Here is an 18496-nt window from a genome sequence, read left to right on the forward strand (position 1 = left end):
GCCGGGCCGGCGGCTCGCCCGGGTCACGCCTCCCAGCGGTAGCGGCCGCCGGCGGCGGCGAACTCGGCGGCCACCGCGGCGCGCAGGGCAGGGTCGGCCAGGTAGTCGACGGCGGTGGAGGCGAGGGCTGCGGCCGCGTCGACGAGCGCGTCGAGGGCCGGCGGCAGCACCGTGAGGCCCGCGAAGGCGGCGTTGTGCGGGAAGACGTCGTCGGGGCCGCCGAGGCCGATGGCGGGGTGGATGGCGGGGAGGAACCGACTGACGTTGCCCATGTCGGTCGACGGCCCGCCGGGCGCGCCGTCGGAGGGAGGCGGCACGTCCCAGCCGCGCGCGGCGAGGGCGTGCACCCAGCGCTCCGAGAGTGCGACGTTGGTCTGCAGCGGCAGGTAGGGCGGCACCGGATCGAGTTCGATCTCGGCGCGGGTGCCGGTGGCCAGGGCCGCGCCCTCGAGCACCGCGACGACGCGGTCGGTGAGATCCCGCAGCGTGTCGACCTCGGCCGAACGCACGTAGAACAGCGCGGCCGCGCGCTCGGGGACGATGTTGGGCGCCGCACCCCCGTCGGTGATGATCCCGTGGATGCGGTCGGTGGGGAGGATGTGCTGACGCAGCTGCGCGACGCCCTGGTAGGCGGTGACGACGCCGTCGAGCGCGTTCCTGCCCTGCCAGGGGGCGCCGGCGGCGTGGGCGGCGCGTCCGTGGTAGGTCACGGCGATGCGCCGCACCCCGGTCGTGCGCTGGCCGCGCACCGACCCGGTGACCGAGCCGCTGGTCGGGTGCACCATGCCCGCGGCATCCACGTCGTCGAATCCACCGGCGCGCAGGATGATCTCCTTGCCGCCGCCGTTCTCCTCGGCGGGGGTGCCGATGAGCGACAGCCGACCGCCGAGCCGCTCGACCTCGGGGGCCGCGGCCAGGAAGGCGCCGACCGCGACGGCGGCGATGACGTTGTGACCGCAGGCGTGGCCGATACCGGGCAGCGCGTCGTACTCGGCGATGATCGCGAAGTGCGGGCCGCCGGTGCCGACGTGGGCGTGCACGGCGGTGTCGAGGCCGAAAGCCCCCACCTCGGCGGCGACGCCGTGGGCGGCGAGCAGGCTCGCCACCTGTGCCGCCGACGCGTGCTCCTCGAACCCGACCTCGGGCCGGGCGTGCAGCGCCGCGACGAGCTCGGCGAGCTCGGGGCGCAGCGCCTCGACGCGGGCGGCGCGGTCGGCCGCCGCGGTCACAGCTCGACCAGCGCCCCGTCTGCGCGGCGCAGCGTCAGCCGGTAGCCCGATTCGGCACCGGTCTCGACCTCTGCCACCCCGTCGCCGAGGCCCAGGGCGCCCAGCACCGCGCGCAGCGGGGCCGGGTCGGGCTCGACGCGGGTGAACGAGACGAGCTCGAGCGCGGGGATCGCGCTGGTGCCCGGCTGCGCCGTGGTGCCCCAGTCGATGAGGAACGGCACGTCGAGACGGTGGTGCTCCCCGCGGGTGAGCCGCCACTCGAGCAGCTCGCCGCTGGGGGTGCGTCGCGACAGGTCGCTGACGTCGCCCGGGTCGAAGCCGCGCGCGCGTGCGGCGGCGACCACCCCGTCGATGTCGGCGGGGTGCACCGCGTAGGCCTGGATGCGGGGGGCGGTGAGGCTCGAGATGCCGAAGGTCGCCGGCAGGTCGGGCTCGGCGCGGTCGGGGTTCGGGCCGATGAGCTCGATGTACTGCGGGCCGCGCACGCCGTCGACCGTGAGGGCGACCAGGGCGTTGGCCGTGCCGGTGGGGTGGGCCCCGCCCGGGGCGGCGATGACCCCGGTGCGCTCGGCGAACCAGTCCACCACTCCCGCCAGGTCGGGACCGGCGATGACGATGTGGTCGAGAAGGGTGGGAATGCTCATGCGGCACCTCGCTGTCGGGACGGGACTTCGGGCTCTCCGAGGGAGAGCATCAGGCGGTTGGCCCAGTTGAAGAACGCGGCGCCGTTGACGACGTCGACGATCTCGGCGTCGCCGAGGCCGGCGCCGCGCAGCGCGGCGATGTCGCCCTGACCGAAGGACAGCGGCGTCTCGGCGAGGGCGACCGAGGCGGCCACGACGGCGTTCCACGTCGGGTCGCCGAGGTCGGTGTCGACCCCCTCGTCGAGCAGCTGCTGCACCTCGCGCTCCCGCCCCGACTCGCGGATGGCCGCGGCGGCGTGCACTGAGGCGCAGAAGACGCAGCCGTTGCGGCGCGAGGTGGCCGCCGCCGCGAGCTCGCGCTCGGCGCGACCGATGCCGCCGGTGGTGTTGAAGAAGATGTCGAGGTCGGTGAGGGTGCGTGCCCGCAGGGCCTCGGGGTCGCGGGCGAGCAGCCGGAAGTAGGGCATCTTGGCGCGTGCGGGCTCGATGAGGGCATCGCGCTGCAGGTCGGTGAGCTCGTCTTCGGCGACCGGCAGCAGCCACGGCACCCAGCCGAGCCCCTGCGCCGTGAAGGCCTCGGGGCGGGCGAGGTCTTGGTGGTCGGTGATGAGGGCGGTCATGTCAGGCTCCTTCGGTGACCAGGGTCGCGGCGGCGGGGGCCGGGGCGGCGGCGAGCACGCGCAGCCCCCACGCCACCCGCAGCTGGAAGCTGAGGAAAGCGATCAGCTGCGACAGCGAGACGATGTCGTCGGCGCTCCACCCGGCATCCACGAGATGCTGCAGTGCTTCCGGCCGCGCCTCCCGCGGGCGGAAGACGAGCAGGTGGGCGTGCGTGAGGGCGGCCTCGAGGCGCGCGCCGACGCCCGCCGGGGCGCTCCAGCGCAGCCCGTCGACGCCCTCGGCCTGGAGGCCCGGCTCGCGGTACTGCCCGTAGGGGCCCGTCGTGGCCGCGGCGCCCGCGGCATCGGCGACCGGCGCGACCAGCGCGGGGGCCTCGTCGGCCAGCAGGTCGCCGTAGAAGTCGGTCGCCGCGTCGAAGCCGTGCAGCCGGGCGACGAACGCGGCCACCGCGTAGCGCTCCGACAGCGGGAAGGTGCCCGGCTCGGCGGGCTCCAGCAGCGCCTCGAAGCTGCGCTGGGCGTTCTCGCGCGCCTGCGGGCGCTCGTCGCGCACGGCGGCGAGCCGGTCGCCGGGCCGGATGCCCGCGAGCAGATCGATGATGTCGGCGGTGGGCTGACTCATGAGATTCCTTCCGGAGTGGTCGAGACGGGGATGCGGTGGGCGTCGTGGAGGTCGCGCGCGGCCTCCGCGCCGACGGCGAGGCCGAGGCGCGGCGCCACCTCTTCGGCGAGCAGCTGCAGCGAGCGCAGGGTGAGCTCGTGGGTCGCGGCGATCGAGTGCACCTGGAACGACACGTCGCTGGCGGCCCCGAGGGTGCGGTCCTGCGCGAGCGAGGCGACCACCTCGTCGACGGTGCCGACGTGGGTGTCGGTGATGCGCACGAGCGCGTCGATGCCGAGCCCATCGGTGTCGATGCCGAACATGCTCTGCGCGAGGCGGCGCAGCCCGTCGTCGGCCAGTTCGAGCGCCCGCGTGCGGTCGGCCTCGTCGACGACCAGGGCGGTGCGGGAGGCGAGCACGCGGAACGGGGCGCCGGCGGGGAGCGCCTCGCGATAGGCGTCGATGATCGGCAGCTGCAGGTCGTGCAGCGGCGCGTCGGGGGCGCCGGCGGGGCGCGGCTGGGTGCGGGAGAGCATGAGGCCGTCGCCGTTCTCGCCGGCGCGGCGGCCGCCGTCGACCGAGAACGTCGCCTGCCAGATGCGCTCGGCGAGGTCGCCGCCGCCCGGGTAGATGTGCGAGTCGGTGCCGCGCACGCCGCGGCCGGCGAGCGCGTCGGTGAACACGCCGAGGTGGTCGGCGAAGATCTCGCGCCGACGGTCGGCGTCCTGGCCGAACGCGGCGAACGACGACGGGGTGCCGCCCGAGGCCACGCCCAGCTGCACGCGGCCGCCGCTCAGGTGGTCGAGCACGGCGGCATCCTCTGCGGCGCGCAGCGGGTCGTCGATCGGCAGGGTCACCACGCCCGTGGCCAGCGCGATGCGCGAGGTGCGCTGGGCGGCGGTGGCCAGCAGCACGAACGGCGACGGCAGGCCGCCCTCGTCTTCGCCGAAGTGGTGCTGCGCGACCCACGCCGAGGCGAACCCCGAGCGTTCGGCCTGGTCGATCTGCTCCAGCGCGAACCGGTAGCGCTCGGCCGCGGAGACGGGTTCGAGCAACCGGGTGAAAAAGCCCAATCGTGGTCCGGTCATGCGGGCACCTCTCTGTCGACGGGGACGGTGGTTCGCGGCGCGGCGGGCGATCCGGCACGCAGCGACGCGCCGGGGATCGCGGCCAGCAGCTGCCGCGTGTAGTCGTGCTGCGGGTCGTCGAACACGGCCTGTGCGGTGCCGAACTCGACCTGTCGGCCGCGCTGCAGCACCGAGACGGTGTCGGAGATCTGCCGCACGACGGCGAGGTCGTGCGAGATGAACACGTAGGTGAGGCCGAGCTCGGCCTGCAGGCGGGCGAGCAGGCGCAGGATCTGGGCCTGCACGGTCACGTCGAGGGCCGACACCGCCTCGTCGAGCACCACCAGCTGGGGTTCGACGATGAGCGCGCGGGCGATCGCGACGCGCTGCCGCTGGCCGCCGGAGAGTTCGTGCGGATGCCGCGTGGCGATCTCGGGGGCCAGTGCGACCAGCTCGAGGTGGTGCGCCACCCGGTCGGGGCGGTCGCCGCGATCGCCGATGCCGAAGTTGCGCAGCGGCTCGGTGAGGATCGCGGCCACCGACTGACGGGGATCCAGCGACGCGTAGGGGTTCTGGTAGACCAGCTGGGTGGTGCGATGGAACTCCCGACGGGAGCGCAGCGCCGTCACGTCGGTGTCGCCCACGCGCACGTCCCCCGCGGTGGGGCGCGAGAACCCGGCGACGATGCGGCCGGTGGTGGTCTTGCCCGAGCCGGACTCGCCGACCAGCGCGTGGGTCGTCCCCCGCGGCACGGTGAACGAGACGTCGTCGACGGCGCGCAGCGGTCCGCGGCCGGGGCGGCGGAACTCCTGCGTGATGCCCTGCACCGCCACGAGCGGCGGCTCGTCGGCGTCGACCTGCGGCCGCGTGCGCTCGACCACGCTGGTCAGCGACGGGGCGTCGGCCAGCAGGGTGCGGGTGTAGTCGGCGGTGGGCGCGGTGAGCACCTGGCTCGAAGGCCCCGCCTCCTGCACCTGACCGCCGCGCAGCACGACGACGTCGTCGGCCCGGTCGGCGGCGACGGCGAGGTCGTGGGTGATGAAGAGGATGCCGGTTCCCGACTCGGCGCGCAGGTCGTCGAGCAGGTCGAGAACCGTGCGCTGCACGGTCACATCCAGCGCGCTGGTGGGCTCGTCGGCGATGATCAGCTCGGGCTCCAGCGCCAGGGCGGCCGCGATCAGCACGCGCTGCCGCATCCCGCCCGACAGCTCATGCGGATGCTGACGCGCCCGCGCCTCGGGATCGTCGATGCCCACGCGGCCGAGCAGGTCGATGACCCGCGCGTCGATCTTGCGGCGGTCGCTCCAGCCGTGGATGCGCAGCGCCTCGCCGACGCTCGCGCCGATCGTCGTGACGGGGTTGAGCGAGTTGCCGGGGTCTTGCGGGATGAGGGCGATGCACCGGCCGCGCAGGCGCCGCCACCGCTTCTCGGAGAGGCCGACGAGTTCGGTGGCGCCGTCGCGGCGCTCATTGAGCACGATGCTGCCGCCGGCGACCCGGCCGTTGGCGGCGAGCAGGCCGATGACGGCCTGGGCGACGGTGGACTTGCCCGAGCCGGACTCCCCCACCAGCGCGGTGACGGCGCCCGCCTGCACGTCGAGCGAGACGCCGCGGACGGCCTCGACGGGGCCTCGGCGGGTGCGGTACTGCACCGCGAGGTCGCGGATGGACAGCAGCGGTTGCGCGCTCATACGGCATCCCCTCCCCGGATCGACTGGCTGAACCTGTTGGTGGCGAGCACGACGAGCACCACCACGATGCCGGGCAGCACCGTGAGCCACCACGCCGTGGCCACGTAGTTGCGGCCCTCGGCGATGAGCAGGCCCCACTCAGGGGTGGGCGGCGGCGCCCCGTAGCCGAGGAAGCCGAGGGTGGAGATCTGCAGGATCGCCGATCCCAGCTGGAGGGCGGCCAGGGCGATGACGGGCGTGAGGGAGTTGGGGAGGATGTGGCGCCACAGCACGCTGAAGAACGTGCCGCCGGCCCCGTAGGCGGCCTCGACGTACTCGCTGACCCGCACGCTCACCACCCGCGACCGCGCCAGGCGGGCGAACACGGCGATCGAGGTGACACCCACGGCGATGGCTGCGCTGGTGGTGCCGAAGCCGAGCAGGATGACGACGCTGAGCGAGAGCAGCAGGGCGGGGATGGCCAGCAGCACGTCGACCACGCGCATGAGCACCTCGTCGACGACGCCGCCCACCGCACCGGCGACCACACCCATCGCGGTGCCGACGACGAGGCCGACGGCCACGGCGATGAGCGCGCCGATGATCGACTGCGAGGCGCCGTAGATGACCCGCGCGTACAGGTCGCGCCCGGTGGCGTCGGTGCCGAACCAGTGCTCGGCGCTCGGCGCCTGCAGCGACGGGGCGACCGTCTCGGTGGGGCTCTGCGCGGTGAACAGGCCCGGCGCCAGGGCCCACGCGACGGCGATGAGGATGATCAGCGCGGGGATGAGGAACCCGGGACGCAGCAGCGCCGGCCAGGCCGCGCGCGAACCGCGCGGGGCGGCCGGCGGCGGGGAGACGGGGGCGGGGGCGATCGCGGTCATCGGTGATCTCCGGCTGCGGCGACGTCCGCGTGCAGTTCGCTCGTGAGGGTCAGTTCGCTCGCCGTCGTCGTCGGGGCGTTGCGCGCACGACGGCCGGGCGTGCGCAGGCGCGCGTCGAGCACGGGGTAGAGCAGGTCGACGATCAGGTTGATCGTGACGAAGGCCACGGTGGAGATCACCACGACCGCCAGCAGCACGGGGGTGTCGCGGTTGGCCACCGCCTGCGCGGTGAGCTGGCCGATGCCGGCGCGGGCGAACACGGTCTCGGTGACGACCGCGCCGCCGACCAGTTCACCGAACAGCAGGCCCGCCATCGTGAGGGTCGGCAGCAGCGCGTTGCGGGCGACGTTGCGCCACAGCAGCCACGAGGTCGTGGCGCCGCGGGCGCGCACGACGGTGACGAACGGCTGCTCGCGCACCTCGTCGATGCTGCGCATCAGCACCTGCGCCAAGGGGGCGGCGATGGGGATGGCGAGGGTGATGACCGGCAGGATGAGCGCCTGCACCGGGTCGGCGCCGATGACCGGCACCAGGCCCAGCCGGAACGAGAAGATCTGGATGAGGATGATGCCGATCCAGAACACCGGCAGCGACACGAACAGCGGCGGCAGGCTGCGGAAGATGCGCCGCAGCCACCCTCCCGCGCCGTAGGTGGCCGTGAACGCGATGGTCACGCCGAGGAAGATCGCCAGGATGAGGCCGAGCACGGCGAGCACGAGGGTCTCGGGCAGGGCCGCGGCGATGAGGTCGGAGACGGCCGCGCCGCTGGCCACCGAGTAGCCGAAGTCGCCGGTGAGGAAGCCCGCGATCGAGAGGAAGTACTGCACGATGAGGGGCTCGTCGGCGCCCAGCGATTCACGGATCGCCTGGATCTGATCGGGCGTCAGGCCGAGCTCGGGGCTGGCATAGCGCGCGATGATCGCGTCGCCGGGCAGCGCCGCCAGCAGCAGATAGGCGGCCGTGTAAGCCAGGGCGAGCACGAGGATCGCCTGGCCGACACGGCGCAGAACGTATGACATGGGGCTCTCCTGGGACAGTGCCGATGCGGGCGCATCGGCGGGGTGTCACGAACGACGGTGCCGTCCGGGACCGCCGCGAGGGCGGCCCCGGACGGCGGAAGGGGTCAGCCGGCGAGCCAGGTCGAGTAGAACGACGGGCGTCCCACCGACTCGGTCGCGAAGCCCTGCACCTTGTCGGTGAGCCCGAACACCTGCGGCTCCTCGAAGATCGGCAGGATGTAGGCGTTCTCGGCGAGGTACTGCTGGGCCGCGGCCGAGGCCGCCTGCCGCTGCTCGGTGGTGGGCTCCGAGGCGATGGCCTGCAGCAGCTCGTCGAGCGTGGCGTCACCGAGCGACCCGTCGGCCTTGTCGAAGTTCACCAGCGTGTTGCGGTTCTTCGAGAAGTACTGCGACTTGAGAACGTCGAAGTCGGCGCGGCCGACCATCGAGTGGTACACCTGGATCGTGCTCGGGTCGAGCGAGGCGGCCGTCTGGGCGGCCATGTCGCCGGCGAACAGGTCCACCTTGATGCCGAGCTTGCCCAGCTGCTCCTGGATGAGGGTCACGACCTCCTTGGAGCGCGGCTGCGGCAGGGCCTCGTTGAAGGTCAGCGACAGCGTCTCGCCGTCCTTCTCGCGCAGGCCGTCGGCACCCAGCTCCCAGCCGGCCTCGTCGAGCAGGTCGGCGGCCTTCTCGGGGTCGTAGGCGTAGTACTCCGACGTGTCGATGTAGCCGAGCGCCGTGGTGGCCAGTGCGCCGGTGGCCAGCGGGTAGCTGTCGGTGAACAGCGTGTCGACGATCTGCTGCCGGTCGATGCCCGCGATGAGCGCCTGACGCACCTTCAGGTCGGCCAGACGCGGCTCGCGGAAGCGGAAGCTCAGGCCGTTGTTGACGCCGTTGGTCGCCGCCGCGTGCAGCGACAGCCCGGATGCCGCGAACTGCGCCTCGTCGGGGGCTTCGATGCCGCGGGCGATGTCGGCCTGACCGGCCACGACGGTGCCGACGCGCACGCTGTCTTCGGCGGCCACGACGTAGTCGATGCCGTCGAGGTAGGCACGGCCCTGGTGCTCGAGCGACGCGGGCGCCCAGTCGTAGTCGTCACGCGCGGTGAGCGTGGTGGAGGTGCCGATGGCCTCGTCGGAGATGACGAACGGTCCGCTGCCGATGATCTCGGGCGCGTTGCCGGGACCGAACTGCTCGCTGGTGCGGTCGAGCGTGGCGTCGGAGAGCAGGCCCGAGTTGATGGTCGAGACCGCCTGCGCGAAGCCGGGCGACGGGGCGGTGAAGTGGAACACGACGGTGTCGTCGCCGGTGACCTCGCCGCGGTCGTAGTTGTTGATCGCCTCCGAGATCGGCAGGGCGCGGGCGGTGTCGCCCGTGCCGAACAGGTCGAGGTTCTTCACGACGTTCTCGGCGGTCAGGGCGCTGCCGTCCGAGTAGGTGACGTCGTCGCGGATGGTGAACGTGTACTCGGTGGCGTCGTCGTTGACCGTGTAGTCGGTCGCGATCCACGGCTCGAGCTCGAGCGTCTCGGGGTTCTGGTAGAGCAGGCGGTCGGTGATGTTGTTGACGATGCCGCCGTTGGGGTAGAAGCCCGCCGACGGCGGGTACAGGGTGCCCCAGGTCTGCGGCTCCAGGTAGGTCAGCGTGCCGCCCTGCTGGGGTTCGCCGGCCGGTTCGCTGGGTGCGGCGGTGCCGCCGCCGGACGAGCATCCGGCGATGAGGGCGGCCACGGCGGCGGTCGAGACCACGGCCAGGATCGCGCGGGTGAATCTGGGCATGAGGGCTCCTCGATGGCGCGCGGGCGCCGGTGCGGGTGACGGGGCCCCCAGCCCACCACAGCAGTGCCCGCGGACAGGCCTCGGGTGTCACACCGCGTAAGGCGGGGTCACGCGGCGTAAGAATGCTTCACACGCCGTGTCATACTCCCCGCCGGTGCCGTCCGCGCTCATCCCGGCGCGGCGCGCCCGCTCACGCCGGGATGAGCAGCGCGACCGGGTAGGTCGCCAGCAGCTCGCCGAGCGCGACCTCGCCCCCGGTGAAGCGCCGCCCCGTGAAGGCGTCGACGCTCGCACCGGTGTGGCGCAGCAGCACGGTGTCGCCCCAGCCGTGGCCGGCCAGGCACACCGGCAGACGGGTGGCGATGGCCACCGCCCCGCCGCGGTCGAACGCGACGGCATGGTCGGCGGCCGCGCCGGCGACGGTCATCGGCGTGTAGCGGGTGAACAGCTCGGGCCGGTCACGGCGCAGCCGCAGCGTGCGCGCGACGATCAGCAGCTTCGCGGCGCCGGAGTCGTCGACCGGCGGTTGCCAGCCGCCGTCGATGCGGGCCAGCAGGTCACGTCGGGCGGCGAAGTCGACCTCGCGGCGGTTGTCGGGGTCGACGAGCGAGTGGTCCCACAGCTCGGTGCCCTGATAGACGTCGGGCACGCCCGGGCCCGCCAGCTGCAGCAGTTTGGCGGCCAGCCCATTCGAGCGGCCCGCGGCGCGCACCTCGGCCACGAACGCCTCGAGCGCGGGGCCGGCGGCGCCGAAGGCGGCGTCGACCACGCCGGCCACGCGCGCCTCGAAGGCCTCGTCGGGGTCGGTCCACGAGGTGTGCACGCCGGCCTCGCGGGCGGCCTTCTGCGCGTAGGCGTGCAGGCGCTCGGGCGTGGCCGGCCACGATCCGACGATCGCCTGCCACAGCAGGTCGTCGAAGACGCCGTCGCCGCTGGACGCGTGGGAGCGCAGCTCGCCGAGCACGTCGGCCCAGCGCTCGGGCACCTCGGCGAGCACGTCGATGCGCGCCCGGGTGTCTTCGGAGCGCTTGGTGTCGTGGGTGGTCAGCGCCGTGAGCGCGTGCGGCCACGAGGCCTGGCGCGCGGCGGCGGCGGCGTGGAAGCCGGCCACGTCGAGCGCGAACTGCGACGGGTCGCCGCCGACCTCGGTCAGCGAGGTGAGCCGCGGGTAGCGGTAGAACGCGCTGTCTTCGACGCCCTTGGCGGTGACCGGACCGGTGGTCTGCATGAAGCGCGTCGAGAACTCGGTGCCGCCGTCGGCGACCGCGGCGGCGACCGCGGCCAGCGGGGCGGCCAGGTCGGGGCGGCGGGCGGATGCCGCGGCGACGGCCGCGTCGATCAGCTCGGTGCCGGCGGGCAGGTAGGCGCGGTAGACCGGGAAGGCGGCCAGCAGCTCGGCGATCGCGTCGCGCAGCGTCTCGGCATCCGTGGCCGCCGTGTCGCCCGTGGCGGGCAGGCACCGCAGCAGCCGCGCCACCTCGGGGGCCTGGGCCGTGTCGGCGACGGCGCGCTTGGTGCCGGCAATGAGCTCCGGCCACGCGGCCGCGGGCGGCTGGCCGGTGGCGGCGCGCAGGGCGGCGTCGAGCTCGTCGAGCGGCTCCTCGCCCCGGGGGTCGACCAGCACGCGCTCCACCTCGCCGAGCGCGTCGTAGCCGGTGGTGCCGTCGGTGGCCCACCAGCCGGGCAGGGCCTCACCGTGCTCGAGGATCTTCTCGACGACCGTGTAGGGCGAGCCGGCGGCATCCGCCAGCCGGGCGAAGTAGGCGCCGGGGTCGGCAAGGCCGTCGGGGTGGTCGATGCGCAGTCCGTCGATGAGGCCCTCGCGCAGCCACCGCAGGATCTCGACGTGGCTCGCCTCGAACACCTCGGGCACCTCGACGCGCACGCCCGCCAGCGAGGTGACGGTGAAGAAGCGCCGGTAGTTCAGCTGCTGCTCGTGGCGCCAGAATACGAGCTCCCAGTGCTGCCGGGCGAGCACGGCCGGCACGTCGGACGCATCGACGCCGTCGAGCGATCCGGGCGCCAGCGGCAGCTCGAGGTCGTAGTAGCGCACCCGGTCGGCGGCCGCGTCGACGACGATCTCGCCCGCGGCGATCGCCTCGGCGGTCTCGGCACCGAGCACGGGCAGGCGCACCCGGCCGCCGCCGAAGTCCCAGTCGATGTCGAACGAGGCGGCGTGGGCGGAGTCCCGCCCGAGGCGCAGCACGTCCCACCACCACGGGTTCTGGGCGGGGTCGGCGACGCCCTGATGATTGGGCACGATGTCGACGAGGATGCCGAGGCCGTGCGCGCGCGCCGCCGCCGAGAACCGCGCCAGCGCCTCGGGCCCGCCGCGGGCCTCGTCGACCCGCGTCGGATCGACGACGTCATAGCCGTGGTCCGACCCGGCAGCGGCCTGCAGGATCGGCGACAGGTAGGCCCAGTCGGCGCCGAGCTCACGCAGGTAGCCGGTGACCTCGGCCGCAGCATCCAGGTCGAACGCGGCCCGCACCTGCAGCCGGTAGGTAGAGGCGGGGACGCGCACGCTCAGAGCTCCGGCTTGGGGGCCGGGAAGGGCACGATGTCGATCGGCGTGGTGAGCGCCGCCAGCGACGCGGCCACCGAGTGGTCGATCTCGACGTCGGACTCCCGGTGATCGCGCAGCACGGCCACCGACTTGCCGGTGAGCGGCAGGGTGTCGCCGCCGCGCAGCAGGGTCGTGTCGTCGACGCGGCCGGCGGTGTCGATGATGACCTCCCAGCGGGCGTCGAGGCCCGCGTGGGGGATCGTGAAGTCGAGATCCTCGTCGCCGCCGTTGAACAGCACGAAGAAGTGCTGGTCGACGATCTCCTCGCCGCGGCGGTCGCGCTCGTGGATGCCTTCGCCGTTGAGGAACACGCCGATGGCCCGGCCGAAGCCGGCGCCCCAGTCGTCGGGCTGCATCGGGGTGCCGTCGGGGCGCAGCCACACCAGGTCGGGGAAGCGGGCCCCTTCCTCGGTGGGCACCGGGCGTCCGTCGAAGAACCGGCTGCGGCGGAAGATCGGGTGATCGTGGCGCAGGCGCGCCACGGCGGCGGTGAACTCGATCAGCGGCTGGTCGACCGAGTCCCAGTGCACCCAGGTGGTCTCGTTGTCTTGCGCGTACCCGTTGTTGTTGCCGTTCTGGGTGCGGCCGAGCTCGTCGCCGTGCGCGATCATCGGCACGCCCTGGCTCAGCAGCAGCGTCGTGAGGAAGTTGCGCTGCTGCCGGGCCCGCAGCGCGAGCACCTCGGGGTCGTCGGTGGGGCCCTCGACGCCGCCGTTCCAGGAGCGGTTGTGCGATTCGCCGTCGTTGTTGTCTTCGCCGTTGGCCTCGTTGTGCTTCTCGTTGTACGACACGAGGTCGCGCAGCGTGAAACCGTCGTGGGCGGTGACGAAGTTGATGGATGCCACGGGGCGGCGCCCATCGTGCTCGTAGAGGTCGGCCGAGCCGGTCAGGCGCGACGCGAACTCGCCGAGGGTCGAGGGCTCACCGCGCCAGAAGTCGCGGACGGTGTCGCGGTACTTGCCGTTCCACTCCGTCCACTGCGGCGGGAAGTTGCCGACCTGGTACCCGCCGGGGCCGATGTCCCACGGCTCGGCGATGAGCTTGACCTGCGAGATCACCGGATCCTGCTGCACGATCTCGAAGAAGGCCGCGAGGCGGTCGACCTCGTAGAACTCTCGGGCCAGGGTGGCGGCCAGGTCGAAGCGGAACCCGTCGACGTGCATCTCGAGCACCCAGTAGCGCAGCGAGTCCATGATCAGCTGCAGCGTGTGCGGGTTGCCGACGTTCATGCTGTTGCCGGTGCCGGTGTAGTCGGTGTAGTACCGCTTGTCGTTGTCTTCGAGGCGGTAGTAGGCCTCGTTGTCGATGCCGCGCATCGACAGGGTGGGGCCCATGTGGTTGCCCTCGGCGGTGTGGTTGTAGACCACGTCGAGGATGACCTCGATGCCCGCCGCGTGCAAAGCGCGCACCATGCCCTTGAACTCCTGCACCTGCTGACCGCGCTGCCCCGTCGAGGCGTAGGTGTTCTGCGGGGCGAGGAAGGCGATGGTGTTGTAGCCCCAGTAGTTCGACAGCCCCTTCTCCTGCAGGGTCGAGTCGTTGACGAACTGGTGCACCGGCATCAGCTCGATCGCGGTGACGCCGATCTTCTTGAGGTGCTCGATGATCGCGGGGTGCGCGATGGCGCTGTAGGTGCCGCGGATCTCTTCGGGGATCTCGGGGTGCAGCGCCGTGAGGCCCTTCACGTGGGCCTCGTAGATGACGCTCTCGGCGTAGGGGGTCTTGGGCAGCCGGTCGCCGGCCCAGTCGAAGAACGGGTTGACGACGACGCCCTTCATCATGGCCGCGGCCGAGTCGTCGTCGTTGCGCGAGTCGGGGTCGCCGAAGTCGTAGCCGAACACCGACTGCCCCCACGCGACCTGACCCTCGACGGCCTTCGCGTAGGGGTCGAGCAGCAGCTTGTTCGGGTTGAACCGCTGCCCGCTGGCGGGGTCGTGCGGGCCGTGCACGCGGTAGCCGTAGCGCTGACCGGGCTGCACGGTGGGCAGGTAGGCGTGCCAGACGTGCGCGTCGACGTCGCGCAGCTCGACGCGGGTCTCTTTGCCGCGGTCGCCGAACAGGCACAGCTCGACCTTCTCGGCGCCTTCGCTGAACAACGCGAAGTTCGTGCCGTTCCCATCGAAGGTCGCCCCCAGGGGGTACGCGGATCCGGGCCAAACCTGCATGTGCGCCTCCACTGTCGGTGGGGCCAACCCTACTTCGTCTCGGAGGAGTGCCCCGACCCCTTGACAGTGCCGCGCCAGCGCACCGTTCAGCCGCGCAGCGACAGCTGTTCGGCGAGGTAATCGGCCAGCGGGCGGCTGGCTCCCGCAGCGCTCCACATCACGTGCGGCACGCCGGATGCCGTCAGCAGCGGCCCCGACCGCGCACCGTGCGCGACGGCATCCAGGTCGAGGGCCTGCCAGCCCAGGTGCACCGCCTCGCCCTCGGCGAACCCGCCGCGGAACGCCGCGGCGGCGCGCTCGGACCGCTCGCGCTGCGCCTCGGCGGTGTAGCCGCGCACGGCCTCCTGCCGGGCGCGCAGGATCTCGCCGGTCGCGTAGACCGCGCCCGGCGCCACCAGCAGCACGCCGAGGTGCCACGCCTCGCCGACCGGCACGATGCGCGCCGCGCGGCCGAAGTCGAGCAGCCGGCGGCGCTGCGCCCAGTCGCCGAGCCGCTCGGTGGGCGTGCCGTGCAGCCGCCGGCGCGCGTCGTCGATCAGGTCTGCCGCCGAAGCCGGCATCAGCCTTCCTCGGAGATCGGCTGGGCGGGGCGGGTGACCGGCGCTCCGCGCACGGCGAGGGCGATCAGCGGGAACAGCAGCACCGAGAGCATGCCGCCGGCCACGAGCACCGGGGTCACCTGCGGGGCGAACAGGCCCTCGTCGTCGGCGATCGCGGTGACGGCGACGATGATCGGCAGGCCCGTGGCGGCGAGCATGCCGAACGAGATGCGGTCGCGCAGCGAGGCGCCCGCCGGCGCGGCGAAGGTGGCCGGGACGCCTCGGATGACCAGCAGCGCGAGGGCGGTGGCGATCACCCCGAGCCACAGCAGCGGGGCGTCGAGCAGGGTCTGCAGGTCGAAGGTGACGCCGGTGTAGATGAAGAAGACCGGCACGAGGAAGCCGAAGGCGACGCCCTCGACCTTGCTCTCCACGGCGTGCCGGCTGCTCTCGTCGGCGTCGCGGATGAGCAGCGACCAGACGATGCCGGCGGCGAAGGCCCCCAGCAGCACGTCGAGGTCGAGCACGTAGCTCACCGTCACCAGCAGTCCGATGATCAGCAGGATCACCCGGATGGCGAACTGCGCCGAGGTGTGCAGCGTCGCCTCGACGAAACGGTGCAGCGCCCCCTTGCGCATCCGGCCGGCGATGAGGATGGCGGCGCCGGCGAGCAGGGCGAACAGCACCAGCACGATCGTCGACGCGCCGATGTCGCGGGCGCCGAGGAACAGCGAGATGGCGATCAGCGGGCCGAACTCGCCCACCGCCCCCACCGCGAGCACGGCCCGGCCGAACGGGGTGCTCGTCTCGCCGGCATCCCGCAGGATCGGCAGGATCGTGCCGACGGCGGTGGAGCACAGCACGATGCCGATGACCACCGCCGTCTCGGGAGACCCGAGCGCGAGGCCGACGATCACGCCCAGCACGAGGCTCACGAACCAGGTGGCCACCGCGCGCCGGCCGGTGCGGCCGCGCAGGCTCGACGGTTCGATCTCGGAGCCGGCGACGAAGAACAGCAGCACGAGGCCGAGCTCGCTCAGCTGATCGATGAACTCGTTGGGCTGCGCCCAGCCGAGCACGCTCGGGCCGATGAGGATGCCGAGCACGAGTTCGAAGACGACCACGGGGATGCGCACCCAGCGGCCGATCCCCCGCGCCACGAGCGGTGCGAGGAAGGCGACCAGCGGGATCAGCAGCAGCGACGAGTGCACGCCGGTCAGCGTAGCGGCTGGCCTCGGCGTCGGTCAGCGGGCGGGATCGGCGGTCTCGGTCAGCGGGGGCCGGGGCGCACCGTCACGTCGCTGATGACCGCGTCGCGGGGCAGGTCGATCGCGGTGAGGATCGCGGTGACCACCGAGGCCGGGTCGATGAACGCCTCGGGCCGGTAGTCGGCGCCCTCCTGCTCGTGCACCTTGGCCTGCATGGGGGTCGCGGTGCGGCCCGGGTAGACCGTCGTCACCCGCACGCCGTGGGGCGCCTCCTCGCCGCGCAGGGCGTCGGCGAGCGCCTTGAGGCCGTGCTTCGATGCGGCGTAGGCGGCCCACTGCGGGTGGGCGGTGAGGCCGGCCCCCGAGTTGACGAACACGACCTGCCCCTTCGCGGCGCGCACGCGCGGCAGCACCAGGCGGGTGAGCTCGGCCGGGGCGACGAGGTTCACCGTCACCTGGCTCGTCCACGCCGACAGCGGCAGGTCGGCGACCTCGCCGAGGTCGACGATGCCGGCGGCGTGGATGACGGTGTCCACGGCATCCGGGAAGTCGGCGGCGGCGACGGCATCCGCGAGGCGCTCGGGGTGGGCGAGGTCGACGATCAGCGGCGCGGCGGTCGGGAAGGCGGCGGTGAGGTCGGCGGCGCGGGCGGCGTCACGGGCCACGAGCACGAGGCGGTCGCCGCGGTCGGCGAGGCGCTGCGCGACGAGCGCGCCGATTCCCGATCCGGCGCCGGTGATGAGGTGGGTCTGCGGCATCCGACCATTGTCCACCGCGCGGGCGCAGGCGGATGCCGCGGCGCTCAGATGCCGCCGTCGATCGAGCGCACGACGTCGCCCGGCTCGTCGGGCACCATGACCGGGGTCTCGCGGTTGAGGCTCTTGCCGTGGAAGAACGGCTTCGCCCGCGGGAAGCAGAACCAGATCACCATCAGCACCACGCCCAGCAGCAGCGCCCCGATGCCGATGACGAACGTGCCGCCGATGCCCAGCAGCACCGAGTAGCCGTAGTCGACGTCGTACATGTCGATGGCCGACTGCACGAAGGCGAAGGTGAGCATGAGGGCGCCCAGCAGCGGGAGCAGGCCGCGGTAGAAGAAGTTGCGCGCCGAGGTGAACAGGGTGGCCCGGAAGTACCAGACGCATGCGAAGCCCGTGATGGCGTAGTAGAACGCGATCGCCAGGCCCAGCGAGAGGATCGAGTCCTGCAGGATGTTGTCGCTGATCAGCGACATGCCCACGTAGTAGGCGACGGCCACGGTGCCACCGGCGATCGTCGAGAACGACGGCGTCTTGTAGCGCGGGTGCACCGTCTTGAACTTCGCCGGCAGCGCCCGGTAGACGCCCATGGCGAGGGTGCCGCGGGCGGTGGGAAGGATCGTGGTCTGCGTCGACGACACCGCCGAGATGAGCACGGCCACCACCAGCAGCCAGCCGAACGGGCCGAGCAGCCCGTCTTTGATGGCCAGGAAGAAGTCGTCGGCGTTGGCCTCGTTGCCGAGCCCCGGGCCGTCGGCGCCGAGCCCGGCGTACATCATGGCGGCGATGGTGACCGAGACGTAGGTGAACAGCAGGATGACGGTGGTCAGCAGCGCCGCCCGTCCCGGGATGCGCTTGGGGTCCTTCGTCTCCTCGTTGAGGGCCAGGCACGTGTCCCAGCCCCAGTAGATGAACAGCGCCAGCAGGATCGCCTCGGTGAAGCCGTGGAAGTCGGTGAAGCCCAGCGGGTTGAGCCACTCCCACGAGAAGGGGGTCGCGTCGGGCGCCTCGCCCGTGAAGTACTGCCAGAGCGCCGCCACCACGAAGATGATCAGGGCGAGGTACTGGATGCCCAGCAGCACGTTCTGGATGCGCTCGCCGATCTCGACCCCGCGCCAGCTGACCCAGGTCATCGAGGCGATGAAGAAGACGGCCACCAGGATGATGCGCCAGTCGTCGTTCTCGAGGTCCATGCCCAGCAGCGCCCAGAAGTAGACCGAGGCGATCTGGGCGAGGTTGGCGAGCACCACCATGCCGGCCACGGCCACGCCCCAGCCGCCCATCCAGCCCACCCAGGGCCCGAACGCTTTGGTGCCCCACGTGAAGGTCGTACCGCAGTCGGGCACGTCGTTGTTGAGCTCGCGGTAGGCGAAGGCGATGAACAGCATCGGCACGAAGGCGATGATGAACGCGATGGGCGCCTGCGCCCCGACGGCGAGCACGACGAAGCCGAGCGTGGCCACGAGCGAGTAGACCGGGGCGGTGGATGCCAGACCGATGACGGTCGATCCCCACAGGCCCAGGGTGCCCGCGGCCAGGCCCTTGCCCTCGGGTCGTTCCAGCTGGATGGGGGTGGTGGATCCGAAGTCGCTCATCGGGCTGCTCCTTCTCGTGGGGGGCCGCCGGCGCTGGCGACCATCGCCGCAGACTATCGCCGCCGCCCGCCGCCCCGATGTCGCCGCCGCGTCCAACCTCGCCGCCCCCACCCGCCCCCGCGTACACTGCCGTCGGCGGCCGTCCCCGGGTGCGGGGCTGGCTAGGCTCGA

The 18496-nt window shown here is 72.8% G+C and carries 15 protein-coding genes; all 15 read right to left on the bottom strand.

Annotated features, from left to right (window positions below; all coding sequences use genetic code 11):
• Window positions 1-23: 23 nt before the first annotated feature.
• Window positions 24-1229: an amidohydrolase gene (locus N3K63_RS02490; protein WP_261578377.1), complete on the bottom strand. Its 1206-nt coding sequence runs from the start codon at window positions 1227-1229 to the stop codon at window positions 24-26.
• Window positions 1226-1873 carry a VOC family protein gene (locus tag N3K63_RS02495; RefSeq protein ID WP_261578378.1) on the bottom strand — a complete coding sequence of 216 codons (648 nt, stop codon included), beginning with the start codon at window positions 1871-1873 and terminating at the stop codon, window positions 1226-1228. The genes N3K63_RS02490 and N3K63_RS02495 overlap by 4 nt, the downstream gene beginning before the upstream one ends.
• The gene (locus N3K63_RS02500; RefSeq protein ID WP_261578379.1) at window positions 1870-2493 is read right to left on the bottom strand and encodes an alkylhydroperoxidase domain protein; all 624 of its coding nucleotides are present in this window, start codon (window positions 2491-2493) and stop codon (window positions 1870-1872) included. Before N3K63_RS02500 ends, N3K63_RS02495 begins: the two co-directional genes overlap by 4 nt.
• Before the next feature lies 1 nt (window position 2494).
• Complete coding sequence (locus N3K63_RS02505) at window positions 2495-3115, bottom strand: CMD domain protein (RefSeq protein ID WP_261578380.1); 621 nt, start codon at window positions 3113-3115, stop codon at window positions 2495-2497.
• Complete coding sequence (locus N3K63_RS02510; protein ID WP_261578381.1) at window positions 3112-4182, bottom strand: putative FMN-dependent luciferase-like monooxygenase; 1071 nt, start codon at window positions 4180-4182, stop codon at window positions 3112-3114. The genes N3K63_RS02505 and N3K63_RS02510 overlap by 4 nt, the downstream gene beginning before the upstream one ends.
• On the bottom strand, window positions 4179-5852 hold the full coding sequence (locus tag N3K63_RS02515; RefSeq protein ID WP_261578382.1) for a dipeptide ABC transporter ATP-binding protein: 1674 nt from the start codon (window positions 5850-5852) through the stop codon (window positions 4179-4181). The genes N3K63_RS02510 and N3K63_RS02515 overlap by 4 nt, the downstream gene beginning before the upstream one ends.
• Window positions 5849-6715: an ABC transporter permease gene (locus N3K63_RS02520; RefSeq protein WP_261578383.1), complete on the bottom strand. Its 867-nt coding sequence runs from the start codon at window positions 6713-6715 to the stop codon at window positions 5849-5851. The genes N3K63_RS02515 and N3K63_RS02520 overlap by 4 nt, the downstream gene beginning before the upstream one ends.
• Complete coding sequence (locus tag N3K63_RS02525; RefSeq protein ID WP_261578384.1) at window positions 6712-7734, bottom strand: ABC transporter permease; 1023 nt, start codon at window positions 7732-7734, stop codon at window positions 6712-6714. The genes N3K63_RS02520 and N3K63_RS02525 overlap by 4 nt, the downstream gene beginning before the upstream one ends.
• 104 nt (window positions 7735-7838) lie before the next feature.
• Entirely contained in the window at window positions 7839-9494 is a 1656-nt protein-coding gene (locus tag N3K63_RS02530) for a TIGR04028 family ABC transporter substrate-binding protein (protein WP_261578385.1), read from the bottom strand.
• Between the two features lie 190 nt (window positions 9495-9684).
• Window positions 9685-12018, bottom strand: a complete 2334-nt coding sequence (gene treY, locus N3K63_RS02535; protein WP_261578386.1) for a malto-oligosyltrehalose synthase — start codon at window positions 12016-12018, stop codon at window positions 9685-9687.
• 2 nt (window positions 12019-12020) lie between these two features.
• The gene (glgX, locus tag N3K63_RS02540; protein WP_261578387.1) at window positions 12021-14225 is read right to left on the bottom strand and encodes a glycogen debranching protein GlgX; all 2205 of its coding nucleotides are present in this window, start codon (window positions 14223-14225) and stop codon (window positions 12021-12023) included.
• 86 nt (window positions 14226-14311) lie between these two features.
• Window positions 14312-14785, bottom strand: a complete 474-nt coding sequence (locus N3K63_RS02545) for a glutaminase (RefSeq protein ID WP_261578388.1) — start codon at window positions 14783-14785, stop codon at window positions 14312-14314.
• Window positions 14785-15975: a cation:proton antiporter gene (locus tag N3K63_RS02550; RefSeq protein WP_261578389.1), complete on the bottom strand. Its 1191-nt coding sequence runs from the start codon at window positions 15973-15975 to the stop codon at window positions 14785-14787. The genes N3K63_RS02545 and N3K63_RS02550 overlap by 1 nt, the downstream gene beginning before the upstream one ends.
• A gap of 59 nt (window positions 15976-16034) precedes the next feature.
• Window positions 16035-16730, bottom strand: coding sequence for an SDR family oxidoreductase (locus N3K63_RS02555; RefSeq protein WP_261578390.1), 696 nt, complete (start codon window positions 16728-16730; stop codon window positions 16035-16037).
• A gap of 44 nt (window positions 16731-16774) precedes the next feature.
• Window positions 16775-18325 carry an APC family permease gene (locus N3K63_RS02560; RefSeq protein ID WP_261578391.1) on the bottom strand — a complete coding sequence of 517 codons (1551 nt, stop codon included), beginning with the start codon at window positions 18323-18325 and terminating at the stop codon, window positions 16775-16777.
• Window positions 18326-18496 lie beyond the last annotated feature (171 nt).

Origin of the sequence: Microbacterium festucae (assembly GCF_025421715.1) — a bacterium.
GTDB classification, from domain to species: domain Bacteria; phylum Actinomycetota; class Actinomycetes; order Actinomycetales; family Microbacteriaceae; genus Microbacterium; species Microbacterium festucae.